At 35.6% G+C, this 21,384-nt stretch carries 19 protein-coding genes; 6 read left to right on the forward strand and 13 right to left on the reverse strand.

Going from position 1 to position 21,384, the window contains the following annotated elements; all coding sequences use genetic code 11:
• Positions 1–4: 4 nt before the first annotated feature.
• The 3 genes from rlmD (at position 5) to HMPREF1052_RS00610 (ending at position 3,986) form a co-directional block, all read left to right on the forward strand.
• Positions 5–1,321 (forward strand): 23S rRNA (uracil(1939)-C(5))-methyltransferase RlmD, encoded by a 1,317-nt coding sequence (gene rlmD, locus HMPREF1052_RS00600; protein WP_005758383.1) that lies wholly within the window; start codon positions 5–7, stop codon positions 1,319–1,321.
• A gap of 17 nt (positions 1,322–1,338) precedes the next feature.
• Entirely contained in the window at positions 1,339–3,561 is a 2,223-nt protein-coding gene (relA, locus tag HMPREF1052_RS00605; RefSeq protein ID WP_005758584.1) for a GTP diphosphokinase, read from the forward strand.
• Positions 3,562–3,629: 68 nt separating this feature from the next.
• Complete coding sequence (locus tag HMPREF1052_RS00610) at positions 3,630–3,986, forward strand: diacylglycerol kinase (RefSeq protein ID WP_005758431.1); 357 nt, start codon at positions 3,630–3,632, stop codon at positions 3,984–3,986.
• Here the strand turns inward: HMPREF1052_RS00610 and HMPREF1052_RS00615 are convergent.
• The 4 genes from HMPREF1052_RS00615 to HMPREF1052_RS00630 form a co-directional block, all read right to left on the reverse strand.
• Positions 3,958–5,217: an O-antigen ligase family protein gene (locus HMPREF1052_RS00615; RefSeq protein ID WP_005758589.1), complete on the reverse strand. Its 1,260-nt coding sequence runs from the start codon at positions 5,215–5,217 to the stop codon at positions 3,958–3,960. The two genes, HMPREF1052_RS00610 and HMPREF1052_RS00615, sit on opposite strands and share 29 nt — an antisense overlap.
• Before the next feature lie 82 nt (positions 5,218–5,299).
• Positions 5,300–6,379: a class II fructose-bisphosphate aldolase gene (gene fbaA, locus HMPREF1052_RS00620; RefSeq protein ID WP_005758585.1), complete on the reverse strand. Its 1,080-nt coding sequence runs from the start codon at positions 6,377–6,379 to the stop codon at positions 5,300–5,302.
• 77 nt (positions 6,380–6,456) lie between these two features.
• The gene (locus HMPREF1052_RS00625; RefSeq protein WP_005758439.1) at positions 6,457–7,623 is read right to left on the reverse strand and encodes a phosphoglycerate kinase; all 1,167 of its coding nucleotides are present in this window, start codon (positions 7,621–7,623) and stop codon (positions 6,457–6,459) included.
• Between the two features lie 155 nt (positions 7,624–7,778).
• Positions 7,779–8,510, reverse strand: coding sequence for a ribonuclease T2 family protein (locus HMPREF1052_RS00630; protein ID WP_040596130.1), 732 nt, complete (start codon positions 8,508–8,510; stop codon positions 7,779–7,781).
• Between the two features lie 106 nt (positions 8,511–8,616).
• Between HMPREF1052_RS00630 and HMPREF1052_RS00635 the strand changes: the two genes are divergently transcribed.
• Positions 8,617–8,880, forward strand: coding sequence for a YfhL family 4Fe-4S dicluster ferredoxin (locus HMPREF1052_RS00635; protein ID WP_040596123.1), 264 nt, complete (start codon positions 8,617–8,619; stop codon positions 8,878–8,880).
• Between the two features lie 29 nt (positions 8,881–8,909).
• Here HMPREF1052_RS00635 and HMPREF1052_RS00640 read toward each other — a convergent pair whose 3' ends face one another.
• Positions 8,910–10,079, reverse strand: a complete 1,170-nt coding sequence (locus HMPREF1052_RS00640; RefSeq protein WP_005758554.1) for a TrmH family RNA methyltransferase — start codon at positions 10,077–10,079, stop codon at positions 8,910–8,912.
• Between the two features lie 162 nt (positions 10,080–10,241).
• On the opposite strand from HMPREF1052_RS00640, the gene pssA reads away from it, so the two are divergent.
• The gene (gene pssA / locus HMPREF1052_RS00645) at positions 10,242–11,603 is read left to right on the forward strand and encodes a CDP-diacylglycerol--serine O-phosphatidyltransferase (protein WP_005758403.1); all 1,362 of its coding nucleotides are present in this window, start codon (positions 10,242–10,244) and stop codon (positions 11,601–11,603) included.
• A gap of 245 nt (positions 11,604–11,848) precedes the next feature.
• On the forward strand, positions 11,849–13,519 hold the full coding sequence (locus HMPREF1052_RS00650; RefSeq protein ID WP_005758490.1) for a formate--tetrahydrofolate ligase: 1,671 nt from the start codon (positions 11,849–11,851) through the stop codon (positions 13,517–13,519).
• 69 nt (positions 13,520–13,588) lie between these two features.
• Here HMPREF1052_RS00650 and lipA read toward each other — a convergent pair whose 3' ends face one another.
• The 8 genes from lipA to rlmH form a co-directional block, all read right to left on the reverse strand.
• Positions 13,589–14,551: a lipoyl synthase gene (lipA, locus tag HMPREF1052_RS00655; protein WP_005758572.1), complete on the reverse strand. Its 963-nt coding sequence runs from the start codon at positions 14,549–14,551 to the stop codon at positions 13,589–13,591.
• Positions 14,552–14,625: 74 nt separating this feature from the next.
• Positions 14,626–15,285, reverse strand: coding sequence for a lipoyl(octanoyl) transferase LipB (gene lipB, locus HMPREF1052_RS00660; RefSeq protein WP_005758418.1), 660 nt, complete (start codon positions 15,283–15,285; stop codon positions 14,626–14,628).
• 61 nt (positions 15,286–15,346) lie between these two features.
• On the reverse strand, positions 15,347–15,625 hold the full coding sequence (gene ybeD, locus HMPREF1052_RS00665; protein ID WP_005758545.1) for a DUF493 family protein YbeD: 279 nt from the start codon (positions 15,623–15,625) through the stop codon (positions 15,347–15,349).
• A gap of 96 nt (positions 15,626–15,721) precedes the next feature.
• Positions 15,722–16,870 (reverse strand): serine hydrolase, encoded by a 1,149-nt coding sequence (locus HMPREF1052_RS00670; RefSeq protein WP_370446585.1) that lies wholly within the window; start codon positions 16,868–16,870, stop codon positions 15,722–15,724.
• Positions 16,871–17,044: 174 nt separating this feature from the next.
• A complete protein-coding gene (locus tag HMPREF1052_RS00675) occupies positions 17,045–17,626 on the reverse strand; it encodes a septal ring lytic transglycosylase RlpA family protein (RefSeq protein WP_005758488.1) in 582 nt (193 codons plus the stop codon).
• Between the two features lie 69 nt (positions 17,627–17,695).
• Complete coding sequence (gene rodA / locus HMPREF1052_RS00680) at positions 17,696–18,814, reverse strand: rod shape-determining protein RodA (RefSeq protein ID WP_005758475.1); 1,119 nt, start codon at positions 18,812–18,814, stop codon at positions 17,696–17,698.
• A complete protein-coding gene (gene mrdA, locus HMPREF1052_RS00685) occupies positions 18,811–20,856 on the reverse strand; it encodes a penicillin-binding protein 2 (protein WP_005758603.1) in 2,046 nt (681 codons plus the stop codon). Before mrdA ends, rodA begins: the two co-directional genes overlap by 4 nt.
• 17 nt (positions 20,857–20,873) lie before the next feature.
• Positions 20,874–21,341 (reverse strand): 23S rRNA (pseudouridine(1915)-N(3))-methyltransferase RlmH, encoded by a 468-nt coding sequence (gene rlmH / locus HMPREF1052_RS00690; RefSeq protein ID WP_005758549.1) that lies wholly within the window; start codon positions 21,339–21,341, stop codon positions 20,874–20,876.
• Between the last annotated feature and the right edge of the window lie 43 nt (positions 21,342–21,384).

The following is a 21,384-nucleotide window of genomic DNA, read 5'->3' on the forward strand; positions in this document are numbered from 1 at the left end:
CATTATGGTTTTACTTTATACTCCGAAAACACAACTGCAAACATCAACTCAATCAAAAATTGTGGATATATTAGATTTAGATTACCAAGGCTTAGGCGTAGCAAAAATACAAGGGAAAACCTGGTTTATTGAAAATGCGCTGCCAGGAGAAAAGGTTAAATTTAAAATTACTCAAGAAAAACGGCAATTTGGTTTAGGTGTTACTCAACATATTCTAAAAGAAAGTTCAGACCGTCAGAAACCAACCTGTAGCTATTATCACATCTGTGGAGGCTGCCAAAGTCAGCATATTCCCATTCAACTACAACGGCAAAGTAAACAAGATGCTTTATTTAAACGTCTTAGCAAACTTCAATCAGAAAAAATTGAATTTCAACCTATGATAATAGGTAAATCAGTGGGTTATCGTCGTCGTGTACGATTAAGTATGTTATTCAATAGCAAATCAAAACAGATAGAAATTGGATTACGTCAAAAAGCCTCAGATAAAATTGTCGCTATTCAGCAATGTGATGTGCTTGAACCTATACTCAATAATTTATTGCCAAAACTTACCGCACTTTTTTCACAATTCTCTCAGCCTCAACAATTAGGGCATATAGAATTAGTTGCTGCAGATAATGGTGTAGCAATGTTATTGCGTTATCGTGAAAATTTAAGAAAATCTGACCGCACTTTGTTGCTTAATTTTGCACATCAAGAAAATCTAATGTTATTCTTACAGGATGATAAATGCATTGAAAATATTTCGAATCAATTTCCCTATTATGAATTAGAAAATAATTTAAAATTACAATTTGATATTCGTGATTTTATTCAAGTAAATACCTATTTGAATCAACAAATGATAAAAACAGCTGTTGATTGGTTAGACCTAAATGAACAAGATCATGTTTTAGATCTGTTTTGTGGCATGGGGAATTTTACATTGTCCATTAGCCAACGAGTGAATAACGTGGTTGGTATTGAAGGTGTCTCAGCTATGGTAGAGAAAGCAAAAGCAAATGCTGAACGAAATGATTGTAAAAATGTCAAATTTTATCGGGCGAATTTAGATCAATCATTTGCAGAACAAACTTGGGCAAATGAGACTTTTAATAAAGTGTTATTAGATCCTCCTCGAAGTGGAGCTGCTTTTGCATTAACTGCATTATGTCAACTACAGGCAGATAAAATACTTTATGTTTCTTGCAATCCTGCCACCTTAGTACGAGATGCAGAAATACTTATTAAGTCTAACTATAAAATCAATAAAGTAGCAATGATTGATATGTTCCCTCATACAGGACATTTAGAAAGCATTACGCTTTTTGAAAAATAGCGAAGCAAGGAAGAACTATGGTTGCCGTACGAGTATCACATTTATTAAACCCCAAAGACTTTATTATTGAAGAATGGTGTGCAGGTCTAAAATTAACCACAGATGTAGAAAAAAAGGTTGTTCAGGCCTGGTACTATACGCAAGAAAAAGCTCAACAACTCTTCCAAAATAGCCATTGGTATCTTCGTGATGGTGTGGAAATGGTAGAAATTCTGCATGGTCTAAATATGGATGCAGATACGCTACTCGCTGCGATGTTATTCCCTATTGTTAATGCTAAAATCGTCACTCTTGAACAAATAAAAGAAGATTTTGGTAGCCAAATCTGGAAATTATTAAAAGGGGTGTTGGAAATGAACAACATCCGTCAGCTTAACACCAGTGATTCAAATTCTCAGGTCGATAATATTCGTCGAATGTTACTCGCTATGGTTGATGACTTCCGTTGTGTAATTATCAAATTAGCAGAACGAATTATTTATCTCAGGGATGAAGAAAAACGCTATCCTAGACAATATAAAATTGAAGCAGCTAAAGAATGTTCTAATATCTATGCGCCTTTGGCAAATCGCCTAGGAATTGGACAACTCAAATGGGAACTGGAAGATTATTGTTTCCGAAATCTACAACCAGAAGAATATCGGATTATCGCGATTAAATTACATGAACGTAGATTAGATCGAGAACAATATATTGCCTCTTTTGTAGATACTATTTCTCACTATCTAAATGAAGCCATGACAGGTGCCGAAGTTTATGGTCGACCAAAGCATATCTATAGTATTTGGCGGAAGATGCAAAAGAAACAATTGGACTTTAACGAACTCTATGATATTCGTGCAGTGCGTATCATCGTTCCTAAATTACAAGATTGTTATACAGCATTAGGTATTGTTCATACCCATTTTAAACACTTACCAGAACAATTTGATGATTATGTTGCTAATCCTAAACCTAATGGTTATCAATCTATTCATACAGTGGTACTTGGCGAAGGTGAAAAACCTATTGAAGTACAAATTCGTACTCAAAAAATGCATGATGATGCAGAATTAGGTGTTGCGGCTCACTGGAAATATAAAGAAGGGAATACAGGCTCTCTTTCTTCCTATGAAGAAAAAATTATTTGGTTACGTAAACTTCTCGCATGGCAACATGATATTAGTGATGCGGGCGAAGTGGTTCCCGAACTTCGTACTCAAGTATTTGACGATCGTGTTTATGTTTTCACACCAAAAGGTCAAGTGATTGATTTACCAACAGGTTCAACACCATTAGATTTTGCTTATGCTATTCATAGTGATGTAGGGCATTGTTGTATTGGTGCAAAAGTAGCTGGACGCATTGTTCCTTTTACTTATCAACTACAAATGGGTGATCAGATTGATATCATTACCCAAAAAAATCCGAATCCAAGCCGAGATTGGTTAAATCCTAATTTAGGCTTTACCCATACGCAAAAAGCACGGTCTAAAATTCAAGCTTGGTTTAAAAAACTTGATCGTGAGAAAAATATTCCAGTTGGCAAAGAGCAATTAGAAACTGAACTTAGCCGTGTTGGACTAACATTAAAACAAATCGAGCCACTGGCTCTACCACGTTATAATCTAAAAAATATAGATGATCTATTTGCAGGCATTGGTAGTGGCGATATTCGAATTAATCACTTAATCAATTTTTTGCAAGGGAAATTGAGTAAACCAACCGCTCAAGAAGTAGATGAAGAAGTCTTACGCCAAGTTACTCGAAGTGCAAATACTGCTACTAACACACAAAAAAATGAAACAAATAGCCATATCATTGTGGAGGGAGTCGGCAATTTAATGCATCATATTGCTCGCTGTTGCCAGCCAATTCCTGGTGATGAGATTGTAGGTTATATTACTGTGGGGCGAGGAATCTCTATTCATCGAGCCGATTGCGAACAACTTGCTGAGTTAACATCAGTACATCCAGAACGAGTAGTTAAGTCAATCTGGGGAACCAATTATAACAATACAAAAGGCTTCAATATTAGTATCCGTGTGATTGCCAATGATAGAAATGGTCTATTACGTGATATTACAACTGTCTTAGCAAATGATAAGATTTCAGTCACAAATATTTCGACTCGTTTAGATAAAAAGAATCAACTGGCAACGATGGATTTAGAAGTAGAACTTCATAATGTCGAGATATTAACTAAAATATTAGCTCGATTAACAAAATTAAATGATGTAATTGAAGCAAAACGTTTATAATAACCACCTTTCAAAATAGGTGCTAAAGTGCGGTCTATTTTTCGTACTTTTTATCTGGATTATCATCAATGGAAAAAACAACAGGACTTACACATTTTATTAAATCAGCAGGCTATTCTATTCAAGGATTAAAAAGTGCAATTAAACATGAAGTTGCATTTAGACATGAATTATCAGCTGGCATTATTCTAATTCCATTAGCATTTTATTTAGCTAATGATAAATTTGAATTAGCTTTGATGATAGGCTCTTATCTTATTGTACTGATTACAGAACTGTTAAATAGTGCTTTAGAGTCCGTGGTAGATAGAATTGGTACAGAACGACATGAGCTATCTGGTAGAGCCAAAGATCAAGGCTCTGCAGCAGTATTTGTGGCGATTGGTAATGCGCTAATTATTTGGTTAATTCTGCTGTGCTTTTAGCTTTTATTGATAAAATCACGGCATAAAACAGAACCACAAGAAAAAAGTAAAATATATTGCCTGAGTTATGGGAAAAGAAACCTTGGCTTAGGCAATAAAACATCACTGAACCGACATGAACCAATCCTAAAATTGCCACAAAACGCACATCTAATTCTTTATCTTTCAAAGATTTCCAGAAAAAACGAATAGGCACAAAAAATATACCTAATAATGCTAACAAGCCAAGTATTCCACGTTTTGAAGTATCATCTAAATATTGATTATGAGCATGATTAAACTGTGATGCATACTTACTGATTAAACCTTGTTCATAATGTTTCTTACGCTCTTCCGTCACATTCTGAATGCCCCAACCCAATATAGGTTTTTCTTTAATCATAATAATAGTGCTTTTCCACATTTCAAAACGAGCGCCAACTGAAGTTGAATCTGCACCTTTTTTATTATCAAGGTATCCAGAGATATCACTCTGAGCTTGGTTTAAGCGTGTTATAATTTTTGTATTTGGAATTGATACCGCAGCGACAATTGTAATCAACAATGTCGCAATAATTGAAATGGAAAAAGTTTTCGATAAATTTTTACGATATGCCCAAAAAATAAAACATACAATAAAAGGAATACCAATCCAGCCACCACGAGCGGAAGATAAAATACTACCAATCACACCACATGAGCTTGCTACTAAACAAAATAACACAAGTTTATAGTTCCCCTTAATAAAATAATAAATAGCGCATACTAAAGAAAACATACCTAAAGACATGGAAATATCACCGCCCTGAATATGCATGAGGCGAGTTGAAAATGCCATACCTGCATGCAAATAAAAACGGTCAAATATTGCAACAGCACAAGCAATACAAGCACCAATAGGAATAAAAGTAATTAGTGTCGATAATTTTATAGGAAATTGACGAAATAAAAGTAATAACGTCAACAAACAAAGAATTTTGGTTGGATCATCAAGCTCTCTTAATTTACCTTGATGAATAATAAAGGATAGAACAAATAAACTAACATAAATGGCATAGCTATAAATAAGCTGCTTTTCATCTTGAGAAATATTCCAATTTTTTTTATGAATAAATTGATAAATAAAATAAATGATGCCAATCAATGAAAGTAAGATTGGTGAAATACTATATCCACTTTTTACGACTAAGCAGATAATAAAGAAGAACCCGACTAATCCATTAATTAAATTCACTTTATTAATTTTCAACATAACCTTACTCTTTAAAATTTTTATAATAAAAGACCGCACTTTTAATAAAGTGCGATCTTATTTTAACTGATTTTATCACCAATTATAATACATCAACACAGTTTAAATCTTGGAAAGATTGTTCTAAACGTTTAGACATCGATTCTTCCATTTTACGCAACCAAACACGTGGGTCATAGTATTTTTTATTCGGTGCATCAGGGCCTTCAGGGTTACCTAATTGACCTTGTAAGTATGCTTCATTTGCTTTGTAGAATTGAAGGATACCATTCCAAGATGCCCATTGAGTATCAGTATCAATATTCATTTTAATTGCACCATAGCTAATTGCTTCACGGATCTCTTCACGACTTGAACCTGAACCGCCATGGAATACAAAATCAATTGATTTAGCTGGTAAGTTACGTTCTTTAGAAACAAATTCTTGTGAATCACCTAAAATAGATGGTTTTAATTTTACATTACCAGGTTTATAAACACCATGTACATTACCAAATGCCGCAGCTACTGTAAAACGAGGGCTGACTGGATGTAATTGATCATAAACATATAGTACATCTGCAGGCTGGGTATATAAACGAGACTCATCAACACCAGAATTATCTACGCCATCCTCTTCACCACCAGTAATACCGATTTCAATTTCAAGTGTCATTCCCATTTTGTCCATACGTTCTAAGTATTTACGACAAATTGCCATATTTTCAGCCATTGGCTCTTCTGAAAGGTCTAACATATGAGAAGAAAATAACGGTTTACCAGTTTCTGCAAAGAACTTTTCACCCGCATCTAATAACCCATCAACCCATGGAAGTAATTTTTTAGCACAATGGTCAGTGTGAAGAATCACTGGTACACCATACTCAGCAGCTACAGTATGAACATGTTTAGCGGCAGCAATAGCACCTAAAACATCAGGACGAACTCCAGTTGCAGGTTTAATGCCTTTTCCTGCATAGAACGCCGCACCACCGTTAGAAAATTGAATAATCACTGGAGCTTTCACTCGAGCTGCTGTTTCTAAGACAGCATTGACTGAATCAGAACCGACACAGTTTACTGCTGGGATTGCGAAATTATGTTCTTTTGCATATGCAAATACTTTTTGTACGTCATCACCAGTTAATACACCTGGTTTTACGATGTCTAATAATTTAGCCATGTTTGCTTTTTCCTCGTTGAGTTAAACCTTTTTCATAGGTGCAAAAAACAGCTTTGCACCTTGGATTTTAGTCACTATTATTTAGCACGTTTTTCTAAGATTTCAACAGCAGGTAAAACTTTACCTTCCACAAATTCTAAGAAAGCACCACCGCCCGTTGAAATATAAGAAATTTTATCTTTGATACCAAACAAATCAATTGCCGCTAAAGTATCGCCACCACCAGCAATAGAGAATGCACCATTTGCCGTAGCTTCTGCGATAGCATTAGAAATAACTTCTGTCCCTTTGCGGAAATTAGGGAATTCAAATACGCCTACAGGACCATTCCAAAGAATAGTTTTTGATTGACGAATAATATCAGCTAATTGTTCTGCTGTTTTATCACCAATATCAAAGATTGATTCATCTGCTTGTACTGCAGTTACTGCTTTCTCTGTCGCTAATGCTGTATCAGAAAATTCTGTTCCTACACGCACATCTACAGGAACTGGAATATTTGTTGCAGCGGCTAAACGTTTTGCTTCTGGGATTAAATCTTCTTCATATAAAGATTTACCGACAGGGTGACCCTCAGCAGCAATAAAGGTATTAGCAATACCACCACCAACAATAATTTGATCAGCAATTTTAGAAAGAGAATCTAAAACTGTTAATTTAGTCGAAACTTTTGAACCGCCAACAATGGCTAACATTGGGCGTTTTGGTTCTTTTAATGCTTTACCTAAAGCATCTAATTCAGCTGCTAATAATGGACCAGCACAAGCTACTGGAGCATACTCTGCCACACCATAAGTTGAAGCTTGTGCACGGTGAGCTGTGCCGAATGCATCCATCACAAATATATCACAAAGTGCGGCATATTTTTTACCCAATTCTGGATCATTTTTCTTTTCACCTTTGTTAATACGTACGTTTTCCAATACAACTACTTCGCCGTCATTAACTTCTACACCATTCAAATAATCTTGAACTAAACGTGCTTTAAAACCTGCTTCATTCAAATAATCAACTACAGGTTGTAATGAATCTTCTTGAGTAAACTCACCTTCAGTTGGACGACCGAGGTGTGAAGTTACCATGACTTTAGCACCTTTCTGCAATGCCAATTTTAATGTTGGAATTGTAGCTTGAATACGTGCATCTGAAGTTACTTTGCCGTCTTTTACGGGAACATTTAAATCTGCACGAATAAATAGGCGTTTGCCTGCTAAATCAAGATCGGTCATTTTAATTACTGACATAATTTATCCTCTTTTGGGTTAAAATTTAATTTTTATAGACCGCAATATTATACCTACTATTGGCTATATTGTAATAGGTCTAGATCAATTTATTCCTATTAAATGACGACAATATTTCATCTACTATAGTCAGTTTATTCTGAAAAAAATTCATTTTATTTAGGGCAATCTATTACCTGCCATTGCAAACTGTAACAAATATAAATTTCATTACGACTTGCCCCTAAATATGCACCATTTAAATGAGGGTTATTTTTTCTGAGCCAGCTAAATAATTCTTTTCCTTTTAACGCTTTATTCGGCAAGTTTAATGCTTGATATAATTCTTGCTGTTTAGCAAAATATTGTTGAGCCTCTTTAAAAGCGCAAGCACCGTGTTTTTCCCATTCACCTTGTAACAAATTTGGGCTAGGGCTTTCATTCATATATTTGGCAATCACATTTTCATCAACGGGCGGTAAATCTCCCTGGCAAAAACGAGGATGGCCCGCAGCACTTCTTGCTGTTGCACTTTGTGTCCATAAACCATGAATTACCCAGCCATATTGCTTTTTCATACCACACTGATACTCTGCAGAGGGCGGTAGGTTTTTTCCATATTTATCATATTGGGAATCACAGAATGCAGGTGACCACGAAAGTGCTAACATGTAATAATCAACTGTTGCTTTAGTATTGGGACCAATTTTATCCTCAAGCATCACATAATCATAGTTAGTATTAATTTTCAGCGAAGAAGATTCATTTGGATTAGACTGTGTTTGAGAACGTTGTGATTGAGAAACTGCGGTAGTATTTTGAGAAATTTTTTCCGATTCTGATTTATGTTTATCAAAACAACTAGACAATAATAATGTCATTGAAAGTGTAGCCAAAAGTGCTTTAATGAAATAATTTTTTTGCTGCATACTAACCTTTAAATAGAAATAAATATTTGCCTTTCTAAGGGCAATCATTATAATTTGCCGTTCTTAACGAATAACAAGGGTTTACATGGCACTTTTAATTACTGACAAATGCACCAACTGTGATATGTGCTTACCAGAATGTCCAAATGAGGCAATTTCTGTTGGCGATGAAATCTATGTAATCGATCCTAACCTTTGTACCGAATGCGTCGGACACTATGACACCCCAACCTGTCAAAAAGTTTGCCCTATTAGTAAATGTATTATCAGTGATCCAGCACATATGGAAACGGAAGAACAATTATGGGAACGCTTCGTACTCATTCATCATGCTCATGAATTAACATAACTTATTCCCTACTAACGCAGGGAACATTATTATTTTACCCATTCTGCTAATAACACACCTGCTACTACCGCAACATTTAAACCTGTTCTTAATGGATTCGCAAAAGATAAATTAATCACTTCATCATTCTGCTGTGCTAAAGCGGAAGTATCTGATTCACTTAAAACAAACACCACTTTTTTAGCTAACGCTAATTTATGCACACCTTTAGCTTGTTTATTTGTGGTCGTATGAATAATCTGATAACCTGCTTTACGTAATTGATTTAAAGCATTATCTAAATAATCAGTTTGCAAAGTATGAATATATTCCATTCCACCTTCCGCTACACGCATTGCAGCCGCAGAATTAAGCATCTCCACATCGTCAATAATTACACCTTTTACACCATAAAATGCACAAGTACGCACAATACCACCAACATTTTGTGGATTGCGAATATTGTCTAACATCACTAATGCATCTTTTTCGCGAGGAATATCTAAATAACCTGATAAAGTAAATGGACGCACTTTTTTCACTAACATGCAAATTCCACCATGATGTTCAGTACCACTGACTAATTCAAGCTCTTCACGATCCACGACATGATAGACTTTTTTATTTGTCGCCAAATAACTAAACATATCTCCTACTTTATGTGCCATCTCAACCGTTGCCCATACTCGAACAATACTTTCAGGACGTTCCGCAAATAAAGCTAAACAAGCACCTTCACCATAGACTTTCATTTCTTCAGAACGATTCTTTTTAATTTTTTCAGGTGCACGAGGTGACAATGGACCTGTTTTTTTCACAGGAACCACATTAGTCATACTCGAACTTTTTACCATGACTTTAACATTTCCTGCACCACTTGCCTTTTCCATTGTGGTCTCGGTCACACGTGGTTGTAAAAACGGTGAACGGGGATTTCTACGTTCATTCTCACGAGCATTGCGAGGACTAAAAGTGCGGTCATTTTTTGAAAAATTTTGACGTTCTTGTCCACCATCACCTTCAAACTTACCCTTTCTCTCTTTAAAGCTACCACCTGAACGATGATTATCATCTCGTTCAAAACGTGACGCATTATGTCCAAACTGCGGTCTATTTTGACTAGGTTTCTCATTACGATTATCTACAGAACATTCACTAAAACGTTTTTGGTGAGAGGATTGCTGAAATTTAGTTTTTTGGAAAGATGATTTATCATTCATATAAGAATCGCCATTTATCAAGAATTGGATTAAAAGTAAACACTTCTAATAAAAATTTTAAGCATTATAGCGAAAAAAAACCTTTTTTGTATCAATTTAGGTCGTAAATATTGTAAACTACTAAATCGCAATAACGCATAACAGCGTAGAAGAAGAAATATTATGTTAGTGAATAAGATTAAACGAGCAAAACAACATCTGGAAAATTTGCCTTATCTAGTGCAATCAGCTTCAGATTTTGAAATTATTCATAGCCCAGCTCAATTTAAACAAACAATTATCGAATTAATTCGTACGGCTAAAACACGTATTTATATTACTGCACTTTATTGGCAGTTAGATGAAGCAGGTCAAGAAGTTTTGGATGAGCTATATTTAGCTAAACAAAAAAATCCACAACTTGATATTAAAGTTTTAGTGGACTGGCATCGTGCACAACGAAATCTATTAGGTGCAGAGAAAAGTGCAACGAATGCAGATTGGTATTGTGAACAACGTGAGAAATACCAAGCTGATTCTATCTTCTTTGGTGTGCCTATCAATACTAGAGAAGTCTTTGGCGTATTACACATTAAAGGCTTTGTATTTGATGATACGGTACTTTATAGCGGTGCCAGCATTAACAACGTCTATTTACATCATCAAGATAAATATCGTTATGACCGTTATCAAAAAATTACTAATGCTAGCCTTGCCGATACTTTAGTAAATTTTGTAACCCAATATCTACTTGATCCAACCGCAGTATATAGCTTAGATAATAGACAGCGTCCGACAACGAAAGAGATTCGTGCACATATTAAAGCATTCCGCAAAAATCTTGCCAGTGAAGGGCATTATCAAGTCAAAAATGCGGTTGCCTTTACCAATGAACAATTAACAATTTCGCCATTATTTGGTTTAGGTACACATGAAAACCTGCTTAATAAAATTATTGCTGATTTATTTATGTTGGTAAAAGAGAAATTGGTGATTTGCACACCATATTTTAACTTTCCTCGTACCTTACAAGGGAAAATTAGCCATTTATTAAAAGAAGGTAAAAAAGTAGAAATTATCGTTGGCGATAAAGTGGCGAACGATTTCTATATTCCACCAGCCGAACCATTTAAAATAGCAGGAGCACTTCCATATTTATATGAGAAAAATCTACGTGCTTTTAGTAAAAAGTTTGCGGCACAAATTGACTCTGGCAATTTAGTCATTCGCACTTGGAAAGATGGTGATAATACCTATCACTTGAAAGGAATGTGGATTGATGATGATTATCTTCTTCTCACAGGCAATAATTTAAATCCTCGTGCATGGCGTTTAGATGCTGAAAATGGCTTATTAATTCATGATCCAAAACAACAATTAAAAGCTCAAACACAGCAAGAATTAGAACATATCCGCCAACATACTCAAGTTTTACGTAGCTATACTGAGTTAGAAGAAATGGAACAATATCCAGAACCTGCTCAACGTTTACTAAAACGTTTTCAACGTGTAAAAGCGGATAAACTAGTAAAAATGATTCTCTAATTTATCCATTATAAAAAAGTGCGGTTGTTTTACCGCACTTTTTATTTCCCACTCATCAATAGCCTGACTCCTACAAAAATTTTTGCCATATATTAATACATAAAAATCCTTAAAATTAACCGCACTTTGAGCTATCTTAACAGCGAATTGAAAATTGCTGTATTTTTATACGCAAAATTTTACATAAATGTTACAATGGCAAAAACCCCTTATCTTAACTTGCCAACTACTTTTAGGAATCTAATATGAAAAGCGATGTAGAAATTGCCCAATCAGTATCAATGCAACATATTAATAGTATTGCAGAAAAATTAGGATTAAATTCGGAGTTAATTGAGCAACATGGTAAATACCGTGCAAAAATTGATCCACAAGATGCCTACCAACTGCCTTCTAAAAACGGTAAACTAATTTTAGTTACGGCAATCAATCCAACCCCAGCAGGTGAAGGCAAAACCACGGTAACCATTGGTTTAACAGATGCTTTAAATCAATTAGGCAAACAAGCTGTGGTTGCTCTGCGTGAACCTTCACTAGGTCCCGTATTTGGGATTAAAGGTGGCGCCGCAGGTGGTGGTTATGCTCAAGTATTACCAATGGAAGATATTAATCTACACTTCAATGGCGATTTCCATGCAATTACTAGCGCCAACAATCTATTAGCCGCATTAATTGATAATCATATTTACCAAGGAAATGCACTTAATATCAATCCTAAACAAGTGGTGTGGCGTCGTGTACTTGATGTTAATGATCGTCAATTACGTAATATCGTTAGTGGTTTAGGTGGTGCAACCGATGGCGTAGCTCGTGAAGATGGTTTTGATATCACTGTCGCTTCTGAAGTCATGGCAATTTTCTGCTTAGCAACAGATCTTAATGACCTAAAAGAACGTTTAGGCAATATTTTAATTGCTTATACTTATGACAAAAAACCTGTCTATGCAAAAGATATCAAAGCACAAGGAGCAATGGCTGCATTATTAAAAGATGCCATCAAACCTAATCTCGTGCAAACTATCGAAGGAAGCCCCGCTTTTGTACATGGAGGACCTTTTGCTAATATTGCTCATGGTTGTAACTCAGTATTAGCTACAACATTAGCAAAACATTTAGGTCAGTATGCCGTCACCGAAGCAGGCTTTGGTGCTGATTTAGGTGCAGAAAAATTTTGTAATATAAAATGTCGTCTATCGGGCTTAAAACCTGATGTTGCAGTCATTGTGGCAACAGTACGTGCTTTAAAATATAACGGTGGTGTAGATAAATCTGAACTCAATCAAGAAAATCTTGAAGCCCTTAAACAAGGATTACCGAATTTATTAAAACATATTCATAACTTAAAAAATGAATTAGGTTTACCTGTTGTAGTTGCAATTAACCGTTTTGTTACTGATACAGATGCAGAACTTGCACTTATTCAAAACGCTTGTGCTGAACGTGGAGTAGAAGTTTCACTCACTGAAGTCTGGGGAAAAGGTGGTAAAGGCGGTTTAGATTTAGCTAAAAAAGTGATACATGCCATAGAATCACAACCTAATAACTTCAAATTTACTTACCATAGTGAACAATCTATTCATGATAAAGTAAAAGCAATTGCACAAAAAATCTATGGTGCAAATGATGTTATTTTTAGTCGTGATGCGCTCTCAGAAGTGAAAAAATTAGAAAAATTAGGTTTAGATAAATTACCTATCTGTATGGCAAAAACACAATATTCATTAAGTGATGATGCTAAACAATTAGGTTGCCCTAGCGGATTTGATATTAACGTAAGAAGTATCAGCTTATCTGCTGGTGCAGGATTTATTGTGGTGATTTGTGGCACCATTATGCGTATGCCAGGCTTACCAAAAGTTCCAGCATCAGAACATATTGATGTAACATCAGAAGGTGTAATTACAGGCTTGTTCTAATCACCATAACATAAAAAAGTGCGGTAAAAATTTTTAAAATTTCTACCGCACTTTTTATTTTAAAATACGCTATTTAACTAAACCACCACTGGCTTGTAAATCCGCATGATAAGATGAACGAACAAATGGCCCACAAGCGGCATGTTCAAAGCCCATTGATTGTGCCTGATTGCGGAATTCATCAAACTCTTCAGGTGGTACATAACGTGCCACAGGCAAATGGAAACGACTAGGTTGCAAATACTGACCTAAAGTTAACATCGTAACCCCATTAGTACGTAAATCCTGCATTACGTTAAGAATTTCTTCGTTAGTTTCACCTAAACCCACCATCAAACCTGATTTAGTTGGAATATTTGGGAATAATGCCTTAAATTCACGTAACAATTTTAATGACCATTGATAATCTGCACCTGGACGAATATCTTTATATAAGCGTGGTACATTTTCTAAGTTATGATTAAACACATCAGGAGGATTATCTTTTAATTTATCCAATGCTTGTTCAATTCTTCCACGAAAGTCAGGGACTAAAATCTCAATTTTAGTATTAGGATTAAGCAGACGAATTTGTTTAATACATTCTGCAAAATGACCCGCACCACGATCAGGTAAATCATCTCTATCCACAGAAGTAATGACCACATATTTCAGTTTCATGTCTTGGATTGTTTCTGCCAATTTTTTTGGCTCATCTGCATCTGGAGGTAATGGTTTTCCATGTGCCACATCACAGAATGGACAGCGACGAGTACAAATTGCCCCAAGAATCATAAACGTTGCCGTACCATGGTTAAAACATTCATGTAAATTAGGACAAGAAGCCTCTTCACAAACTGAATTTAACCCATGACGACGCATACCATTTTTGATACTTTCGATTTTTGCAGAATTCGCGGGTAATTTGATTTTCATCCAAGCAGGTTTTTTCAATAATTCCTGATCAGGATCGATATTTTTCACTTGGATAATGGTCGTTTTCGCCGCATCACGATATTTTACCCCAGGCTCCATTTTAAATGGCGTACTCATAAATATTCCTTGCTTCCCTAGATAACTGATTATCAGACAACATGCACTATTTTGTTAAATGGCATTGAAGAAAATCAAATGTTAAAAATTTGTTGCTTATTGTAACCTAAAATTGTTACAAAGTGATCAACTAATTTGGGTGAAACTTTATCACATTGAGCCTCATTTGAATCGATAAAATCAGCCAATTGGGTCATTTCTAATCCAGCATAGCCACAAGGATTAATACTATGAAAAGGCGAAAGATCCATATTTATATTAAATGCTAGACCATGAAATGAACGCCCATGACGAATACGTAAACCCAAAGAACAAATTTTTCGACCATCAATATAAACACCTGGCGCATCCGCTTTTGGATAACCTTCAATACCATAATCAGCTAATGTTTTTACCACAGATTGCTCTAAAGCCGTGACTAAATCTCGAACACTTATTTCTCGCCCCTGTGCTTTAAGGCGTTTAATATCAATCAACACATACATCACCTGTTGTCCAAGTCCATGATAAGTAATTTGACCACCACGGTCCGTTTGAATCACAGGAATATCTGTTTTTTGCAATAAATGTTCTGCTTTACCTGTTTGACCTTGAGTAAATACCGCAGGATGCTCAACTAACCAAATTTCATCTGGGGTTTGTTCATTACGTTGATCTGTGAATGATTGCATTTTATGCCAAGTTTCTTGGTAATCTTGAATTCCAAGTTGGCGAATAATTAAACGAGGTTCCATTATAAAATTCTCTTTTAACACTAATAAAAAAGCTGATGGTGTACATCAGCTTTCACATTAATTAAATGACCAGTTTTACACCATCAACTTTTGCCAATTCTTTATATAGGGTTTCCACTTGATCAAAATTTTCAGCCACAATATCGATAGAAACTGAATTATAAGTTCCTTTACTACTTTTTGTTTCTCTCGGAGTATAATCACCTTTCAAATATTGCTGAACCACTGCGACAAGATCCGCAGCTAAACCTTCTCGATTGATCCCTGCGACTTTAAATGTCATTTTTGCAGGAAATTCCATGACTTCTTTTAATTTTTCAAAATCTTGTTCTGTTGCCATAATTTTTTAAATATTCAACCTTAATAACAGGCAGACCATAAATCTGCCTAAAATATACTATATTAATAAAAAAAGTGCGGTCAATTTTCAAAATTTTTAGAATAAGCTTTTAATCGTTAATACTAACCAATCCCAAGCTTTACCAAATATACCGCCTTCTTGCACATCAGACATTGATTGAAGATCAAGGGTTGCAACATCTTTACCATCTAATTGATAAATCACCTTACCTACAACCTGACCTTTTGCTAAAGGTGCCTCTAGATATTTCTGATTTAATTCAAAACGAGCCTTCAAATCTGCATTACGCCCTTTAGGAATGGTAATATAGCTATCTTGCAATACACCAACTTCAATTTCCCCTTTATCGCCATAATAAACACTTTGTTTAGTTACGGCTTTACCGGCTTCTAAAGTTCTGAAAGTATCAAAACTGTTAAATGCCCATTGTAATAATTTTTTACTTTCAACTTCACGTCCCTTATAAGTTGGAACGCCCATCACAACAGAAATTAAACGCATATTATTTGAATTCGTTGCAGAAGCCACTAAGTTATAACCTGCCTGGCTTGTATGCCCTGTTTTCATGCCATCAACATTGATGGTTTTGTCCCATAATAAGCCGTTACGGTTAGGCTGTTTAATTTTATTAAAAGTAAAATCTTTTTCTGAATAAATTTTATATTCTTCAGGTAAATCACGAATAACATGAGCCCCCATAATTGCCATATCACGAGCTGAGGAATATTGATTTGGATCGTCTAAACCATGTACTGTAGTAAAGTGAGTATTTTTTAATCCAAACTGCTCTACATATTTATTCATGGTCTCAATAAACTTTTCTGTTGTTCCAGAAACATGCTCAGACATTGCTACACATGCATCATTACCTGAAACTACAATAATCCCACGATTTAATTGTTCTACTGTGACTTGTTGATTTAAATTTAAGAACATTTTTGAAGAATCTGGAAAGTTTTTTCCCCATGCACTCTCGCCGATAGTCACCGTATCTGTATTATGAATTTTACCTTGCTTAATAGCATCTCCAATTACATAACTTGTCATAATTTTAGTAAGAGATGCTGGATATTGACGTTGATCTGGATTTAGTGAAGCGAGTATTGCGCCTGAATTATAGTCCATTACCACATAGGTTTGTGCATTAACTTGAGGAGGTGTAATACCATAATTAATATCTTCAGCAGATGCTGTAAATGGAAGAACAAATAGCGGAATGAACATCGCTAAACGTGTTTTTTGTAATGCTTTCTTAAACATTGATAAATCCTTCAGATAATGTTTGATAATGTATTTTCTATTTAAACGATAAATTATTGCGTCTAAATAAACACACAAAGTGACTTTAAGTCATAAAGTCACTTTGCATTTAAATGATAATTCATTTGAAATAATGCCTTATTTAATTCTATCACGAGCTTCGTTTGATTTCGCATTTTTTACTAATGTTGAAGCTCCTGCCCCAGAAATTTGTCCTTGCCGATCAACATGTAATGCCTCTACTCGAACTCTACCCACGCCAAAACTAATAAGTCCAATTTCACTTGCTGCTGCCCGTGATAAATCTAAAATACGAGTATTTGAAAAAGGTCCACGATCATTAATTCGTACAATGACTTTTTTATTATTACGCAGATTAGTCACTAACGCATAAGAACCTAGAGGTAAGGTTTTATGTGCGGCAGTAAATTTTTCTTTATTATAAGGTTCACCACTTGCAGTACGGCGACCATGAAAATTATTATGATAATAACTAGCTTTACCTTCTCTACTATAGTTTTTAGCATTATTTGAAGTATAGGTAGTGTATGCTTGCCCATTCACAATATAAGTATTAGAAAAATTAACTGTCCCTTTATGCTCTAACGTGGGGCCCGCAATGCCATAGTGTTTCTTTGTACTATGCTTGGCATCACTATTCGCTGAACAAGCCGTCAGAATAATAGACAGTAATATAGTTAATAAAAATTTTAGCTTCATAAGTAATACTCTAGGTTAGTGTCCTAAATTTTTACAGTTCATAAGGAGTTGAGACTGTATAAACTTTAATTAGTTCCCTTTGTGATAAAGAGTACGCTTGTGAGTATGAATTGACATAATCAATCCAAAACCTGCCATCAATGAAACAAATGATGTTCCACCATAGCTAATGAGTGGCAATGGTACACCGACGACGGGCAAAATGCCACTAACCATGCCAATATTAACAAAAATATAAACAAAGAAAATTAAGGTTAGTGAGCCTGTCAAAATACGACCAAATGCATTTTCTGCTTTTACACCGATAATTAGACCTCGTACAATAATGAAGAAATAAATCAACATCAATAGGATTATTCCAATCATACCATGTTCTTCACTTAATACAGCAAAAATAAAGTCTGTATGAGGTTCGGGTAAAAACTCTAACTGCGACTGAGTGCCTAACATCCAGCCTTTTCCTGATATGCCACCAGAACCGATGGCAATCTGAGACTGTAAAATATGGTATCCTGCTCCCAATGGGTCTTTCTCGGGATCTAACAAGGTTAACACTCGTGTTCTTTGATAGTCATGCATCAAATACAACCACATAATAGGAATAAATCCTGAAACCCCGATTACCGCAATCAGTATCAGCCACCAACTCATACCTGCTAGAAATACAACAAAAATCCCAGATGCGACCACTAGAATTGATGTCCCTAAATCAGGTTGAATTGCGACTAAAAGAGTAGGTACCACAATAATCGTTAATGCAATCAAGGTTTCTGATAATTTTGGTGGAATACTACGATTACCTAAATAAACAGCCACCATTAAAGGCACAGATAGCTTCACAATTTCAGAAGGTTGAAATCGCAAAATGCCTAAATCTAACCAACGTTGAGCCCCTTTACTAACCGTACCAATTAAATCAACCAGAACAAGCATAATAATCCCAGCAATATAAAGGTAAGGAGCAACTCGTTGATAAAATCTTGGTGGAAGCTGCGCCATGATAATCATCACCATAAATCCTAAAGCGACTTGGATAATCCGATTTCGAAACATCACTTCGCTTCCGCCTGTGGCACTGTATAATACCATAAGCCCATAACCTGAAATAACAAGTAATCCTAACAATAGCCAAATATCTAAGTGTAATTTAGGCCAAATATTGGAGAAAAGTGATCTTTTCTCTATCATTCTGTTTCACCCTCATTCATATTCATTGGAGCATTTTCTTGATCTGGGCTAGTCAAATCTGCTGGGATTTCATCATTACTATTTGAAACTGGCTCATCTTCTTCAATCACTGCCTGATTTGCTGGTAAAGTATCTTGAATTCCTTCTTGTTTCGCCACTTCTGGTAAACGATGTAATAAATAATAATCCATAATTTGACGGACTACTGGTGCAGCATTACCAGATCCACCACCTGCATTTTCTAAAATAATTGATACCACCATATGTGGATTTTCATAAGGAGCAAAAGCTGTAAACCATGCATGATCATGTAATTCTTTTTTCAATTGACCAGCATTATAAGTTTGATTTTCTTTTAAGCTAAACACCTGCGCAGTTCCCGATTTTCCGCCCACATGATAAGGTGCGCTAGCAAAGGCTTTTCGACCTGTACCACTAGCCGCATGAACAACCCCAAACATCCCCCGCTTAACTGCTTCCCAATAAGATTTATCAGGATCTGTGATATCTTCATATAATAAAGGATCTTTATAAGGCTCTATTAAAGCACCTACAGTTTGTTTCATTAAATGCGGCGTATTAACTTTACCATTATTAACCAACACGCTTGTTGCTTTAGCTAATTGCAATGGCGTAGCAGTCCAATAACCTTGACCAATCCCCACAGGAATAGTATCGCCTAACACCCAAGGTTTCTTATATTTTTTTTGTTTCCATTCACGGCTAGGCATAATGCCTGTGGTTTCTTCTTGAATATCAATTCCCGTTGGCATACCAAAGCCAAAACGCTTCATCCATAAAGAAATACGATCAATACCCATTTTATAAGCCACTTGATAAAAGTAAGTATCTGCTGACTCCACAAGTGACTTATTTAAATTAAGATTACCATGCCCAGACTTTTTCCAGTCACGAAAACGTTTTGTCGTATTAGGTAACACCCAATAACCTGGGTCAAATATTGTCATACTCGGAGTAATTACCCCTTCAGTTAATGCAGAAACAGCCATAAAAGGTTTAACCGTTGAAGCGGGTGGATAAGCACCTTGTGTAGCACGACTATATAATGGTCGATTAGGATCATTTAATAAACGTTTATAATCTGAACCTGAAATACCATCTACAAATAAATTATTATCATAACTTGGGCTAGATACCATCGCTAAAATACTGCTATCCCTTGGGTCCATTACGACCACAGCCCCTTTTTGCCCTACTAATAAATCAGTAATAAAACGTTGTAATTGTAAATCAATAGTTAACTGAACATTCTTACCAGCAACAGGAGGTTGCTCACTTAACTTACGAATGACTTTACCTCGGTTATTAATTTCAACTTGCTCATAACCCGCGGTTCCATGAAGTTGTTCCTCGTAGAAACGTTCAATACCTAATTTGCCAATATCCGTGGTTCCTGCATAATTTGCATATTTTTCTTCACGTTTTAAACGCTCAACATCTTTATCATTAATTCGAGAAACATAGCCTAAAATATGAGTTAATGGTTCGCCATAGAGATAATGACGTTTAAAATAAGGACGGACATCCAAACTCGGATAGTTATATTGATTCACCGCAAAACGAGCAATTTGTTCTTCTGTTAAATCTGTTTTGAGCATAATTGGTGTATAACGAGATGAACGACGACGCTCTTTTTTAAACTGTTCAATATCCTCATCTGTTAACCCTACAATATCGCGAAGCTCATCAAAAGTGCGGTCTAAATTTTCCACCTTTTCAGGAACAATATACAAGCCGAAAAAAGTCAAATTTTCAGCTAAAAGTTTACCATAACGATCATAAATCAAACCTCGTGTAGGTGGCACAGGCAATAATTTAATACGGTTGCCATTCGAACGGGTTTGATATTTATCATAATCAACGACTTGCAAATGATACAAATTGGTGAATAGTATCGCAGTCAAAGCAATCGTCCCAATAAACGCAACAAGAGCTCGGCGTGCAAACAAATTCCGCTCTGCTTTATTATCACGAATCGGCTCATGTAGAGGGGCTGTAAAAAGGTTTTTAAAAAAACTCATATCCGTTAATTAGCGACTTATTCACGATGATAAGGATGATTAATAGTTAATGACCATGCCCGATAAAGACTTTCAGCCACTACCACACGCACTAGCGGGTGAGGTAGCGTCAAAGGAGATAAAGACCAACTTTGCTCTGCAACAGCTTTACATTCAGGAGATAATCCTTCAGTCCCACCAATTAATAAACACACATCTCGCCCATCATTTTTCCAACTTTCAAGCTGTTGTGCTAACTGCTCTGTAGTCCAAGGCTTACCAGGTATATCTAAAGTAACAATTTTAGCTTTTCCACAACTGCTGAGCATAGCTTTACCTTCTTGTTCAAGAATACGTTTAATATCAGCATTTTTACCCCGTTTACCCGCAGGTATCTCAATTAATTCAAACGGCATATCTTTTGGAAAACGTCGCTGATATTCTTCAAACCCTATTTTTACCCAATCAGGCATCTTAGTGCCAACGGCAATTAATTGAATTTTCATAATAAATAAATGCTCATCAATGTGCGGTACAATTTACAAAAAT

This window comes from Pasteurella bettyae CCUG 2042 (assembly GCF_000262245.1).
Lineage (GTDB): Bacteria > Pseudomonadota > Gammaproteobacteria > Enterobacterales > Pasteurellaceae > Basfia > Basfia bettyae.

Coding starts and splice junctions, on each gene's coding strand:
- HMPREF1052_RS00625 (WP_005758439.1), bottom strand. CDS start 7,623: ATGTCAGTAATTAAAATGACCGATCTTGATTTAGCAGGCAAACGCCTA.
- rlmH (WP_005758549.1), bottom strand. CDS start 21,341: ATGAAAATTCAATTAATTGCCGTTGGCACTAAGATGCCTGATTGGGTA.
- lipB (WP_005758418.1), bottom strand. CDS start 15,285: ATGGAACCTCGTTTAATTATTCGCCAACTTGGAATTCAAGATTACCAA.
- HMPREF1052_RS00610 (WP_005758431.1), top strand. CDS start 3,630: ATGGAAAAAACAACAGGACTTACACATTTTATTAAATCAGCAGGCTAT.
- HMPREF1052_RS00615 (WP_005758589.1), bottom strand. CDS start 5,217: ATGTTGAAAATTAATAAAGTGAATTTAATTAATGGATTAGTCGGGTTC.
- HMPREF1052_RS00640 (WP_005758554.1), bottom strand. CDS start 10,079: ATGAATGATAAATCATCTTTCCAAAAAACTAAATTTCAGCAATCCTCT.
- mrdA (WP_005758603.1), bottom strand. CDS start 20,856: ATGAGTTTTTTTAAAAACCTTTTTACAGCCCCTCTACATGAGCCGATT.
- ybeD (WP_005758545.1), bottom strand. CDS start 15,625: ATGGCAACAGAACAAGATTTTGAAAAATTAAAAGAAGTCATGGAATTT.
- relA (WP_005758584.1), top strand. CDS start 1,339: ATGGTTGCCGTACGAGTATCACATTTATTAAACCCCAAAGACTTTATT.
- HMPREF1052_RS00670 (WP_370446585.1), bottom strand. CDS start 16,870: ATGTTCATTCCGCTATTTGTTCTTCCATTTACAGCATCTGCTGAAGAT.
- HMPREF1052_RS00635 (WP_040596123.1), top strand. CDS start 8,617: ATGGCACTTTTAATTACTGACAAATGCACCAACTGTGATATGTGCTTA.
- HMPREF1052_RS00675 (WP_005758488.1), bottom strand. CDS start 17,626: ATGAAGCTAAAATTTTTATTAACTATATTACTGTCTATTATTCTGACG.
- HMPREF1052_RS00650 (WP_005758490.1), top strand. CDS start 11,849: ATGAAAAGCGATGTAGAAATTGCCCAATCAGTATCAATGCAACATATT.
- rodA (WP_005758475.1), bottom strand. CDS start 18,814: ATGATAGAGAAAAGATCACTTTTCTCCAATATTTGGCCTAAATTACAC.
- fbaA (WP_005758585.1), bottom strand. CDS start 6,379: ATGGCTAAATTATTAGACATCGTAAAACCAGGTGTATTAACTGGTGAT.
- pssA (WP_005758403.1), top strand. CDS start 10,242: ATGTTAGTGAATAAGATTAAACGAGCAAAACAACATCTGGAAAATTTG.
- lipA (WP_005758572.1), bottom strand. CDS start 14,551: ATGAGTACGCCATTTAAAATGGAGCCTGGGGTAAAATATCGTGATGCG.
- rlmD (WP_005758383.1), top strand. CDS start 5: ATGGTTTTACTTTATACTCCGAAAACACAACTGCAAACATCAACTCAA.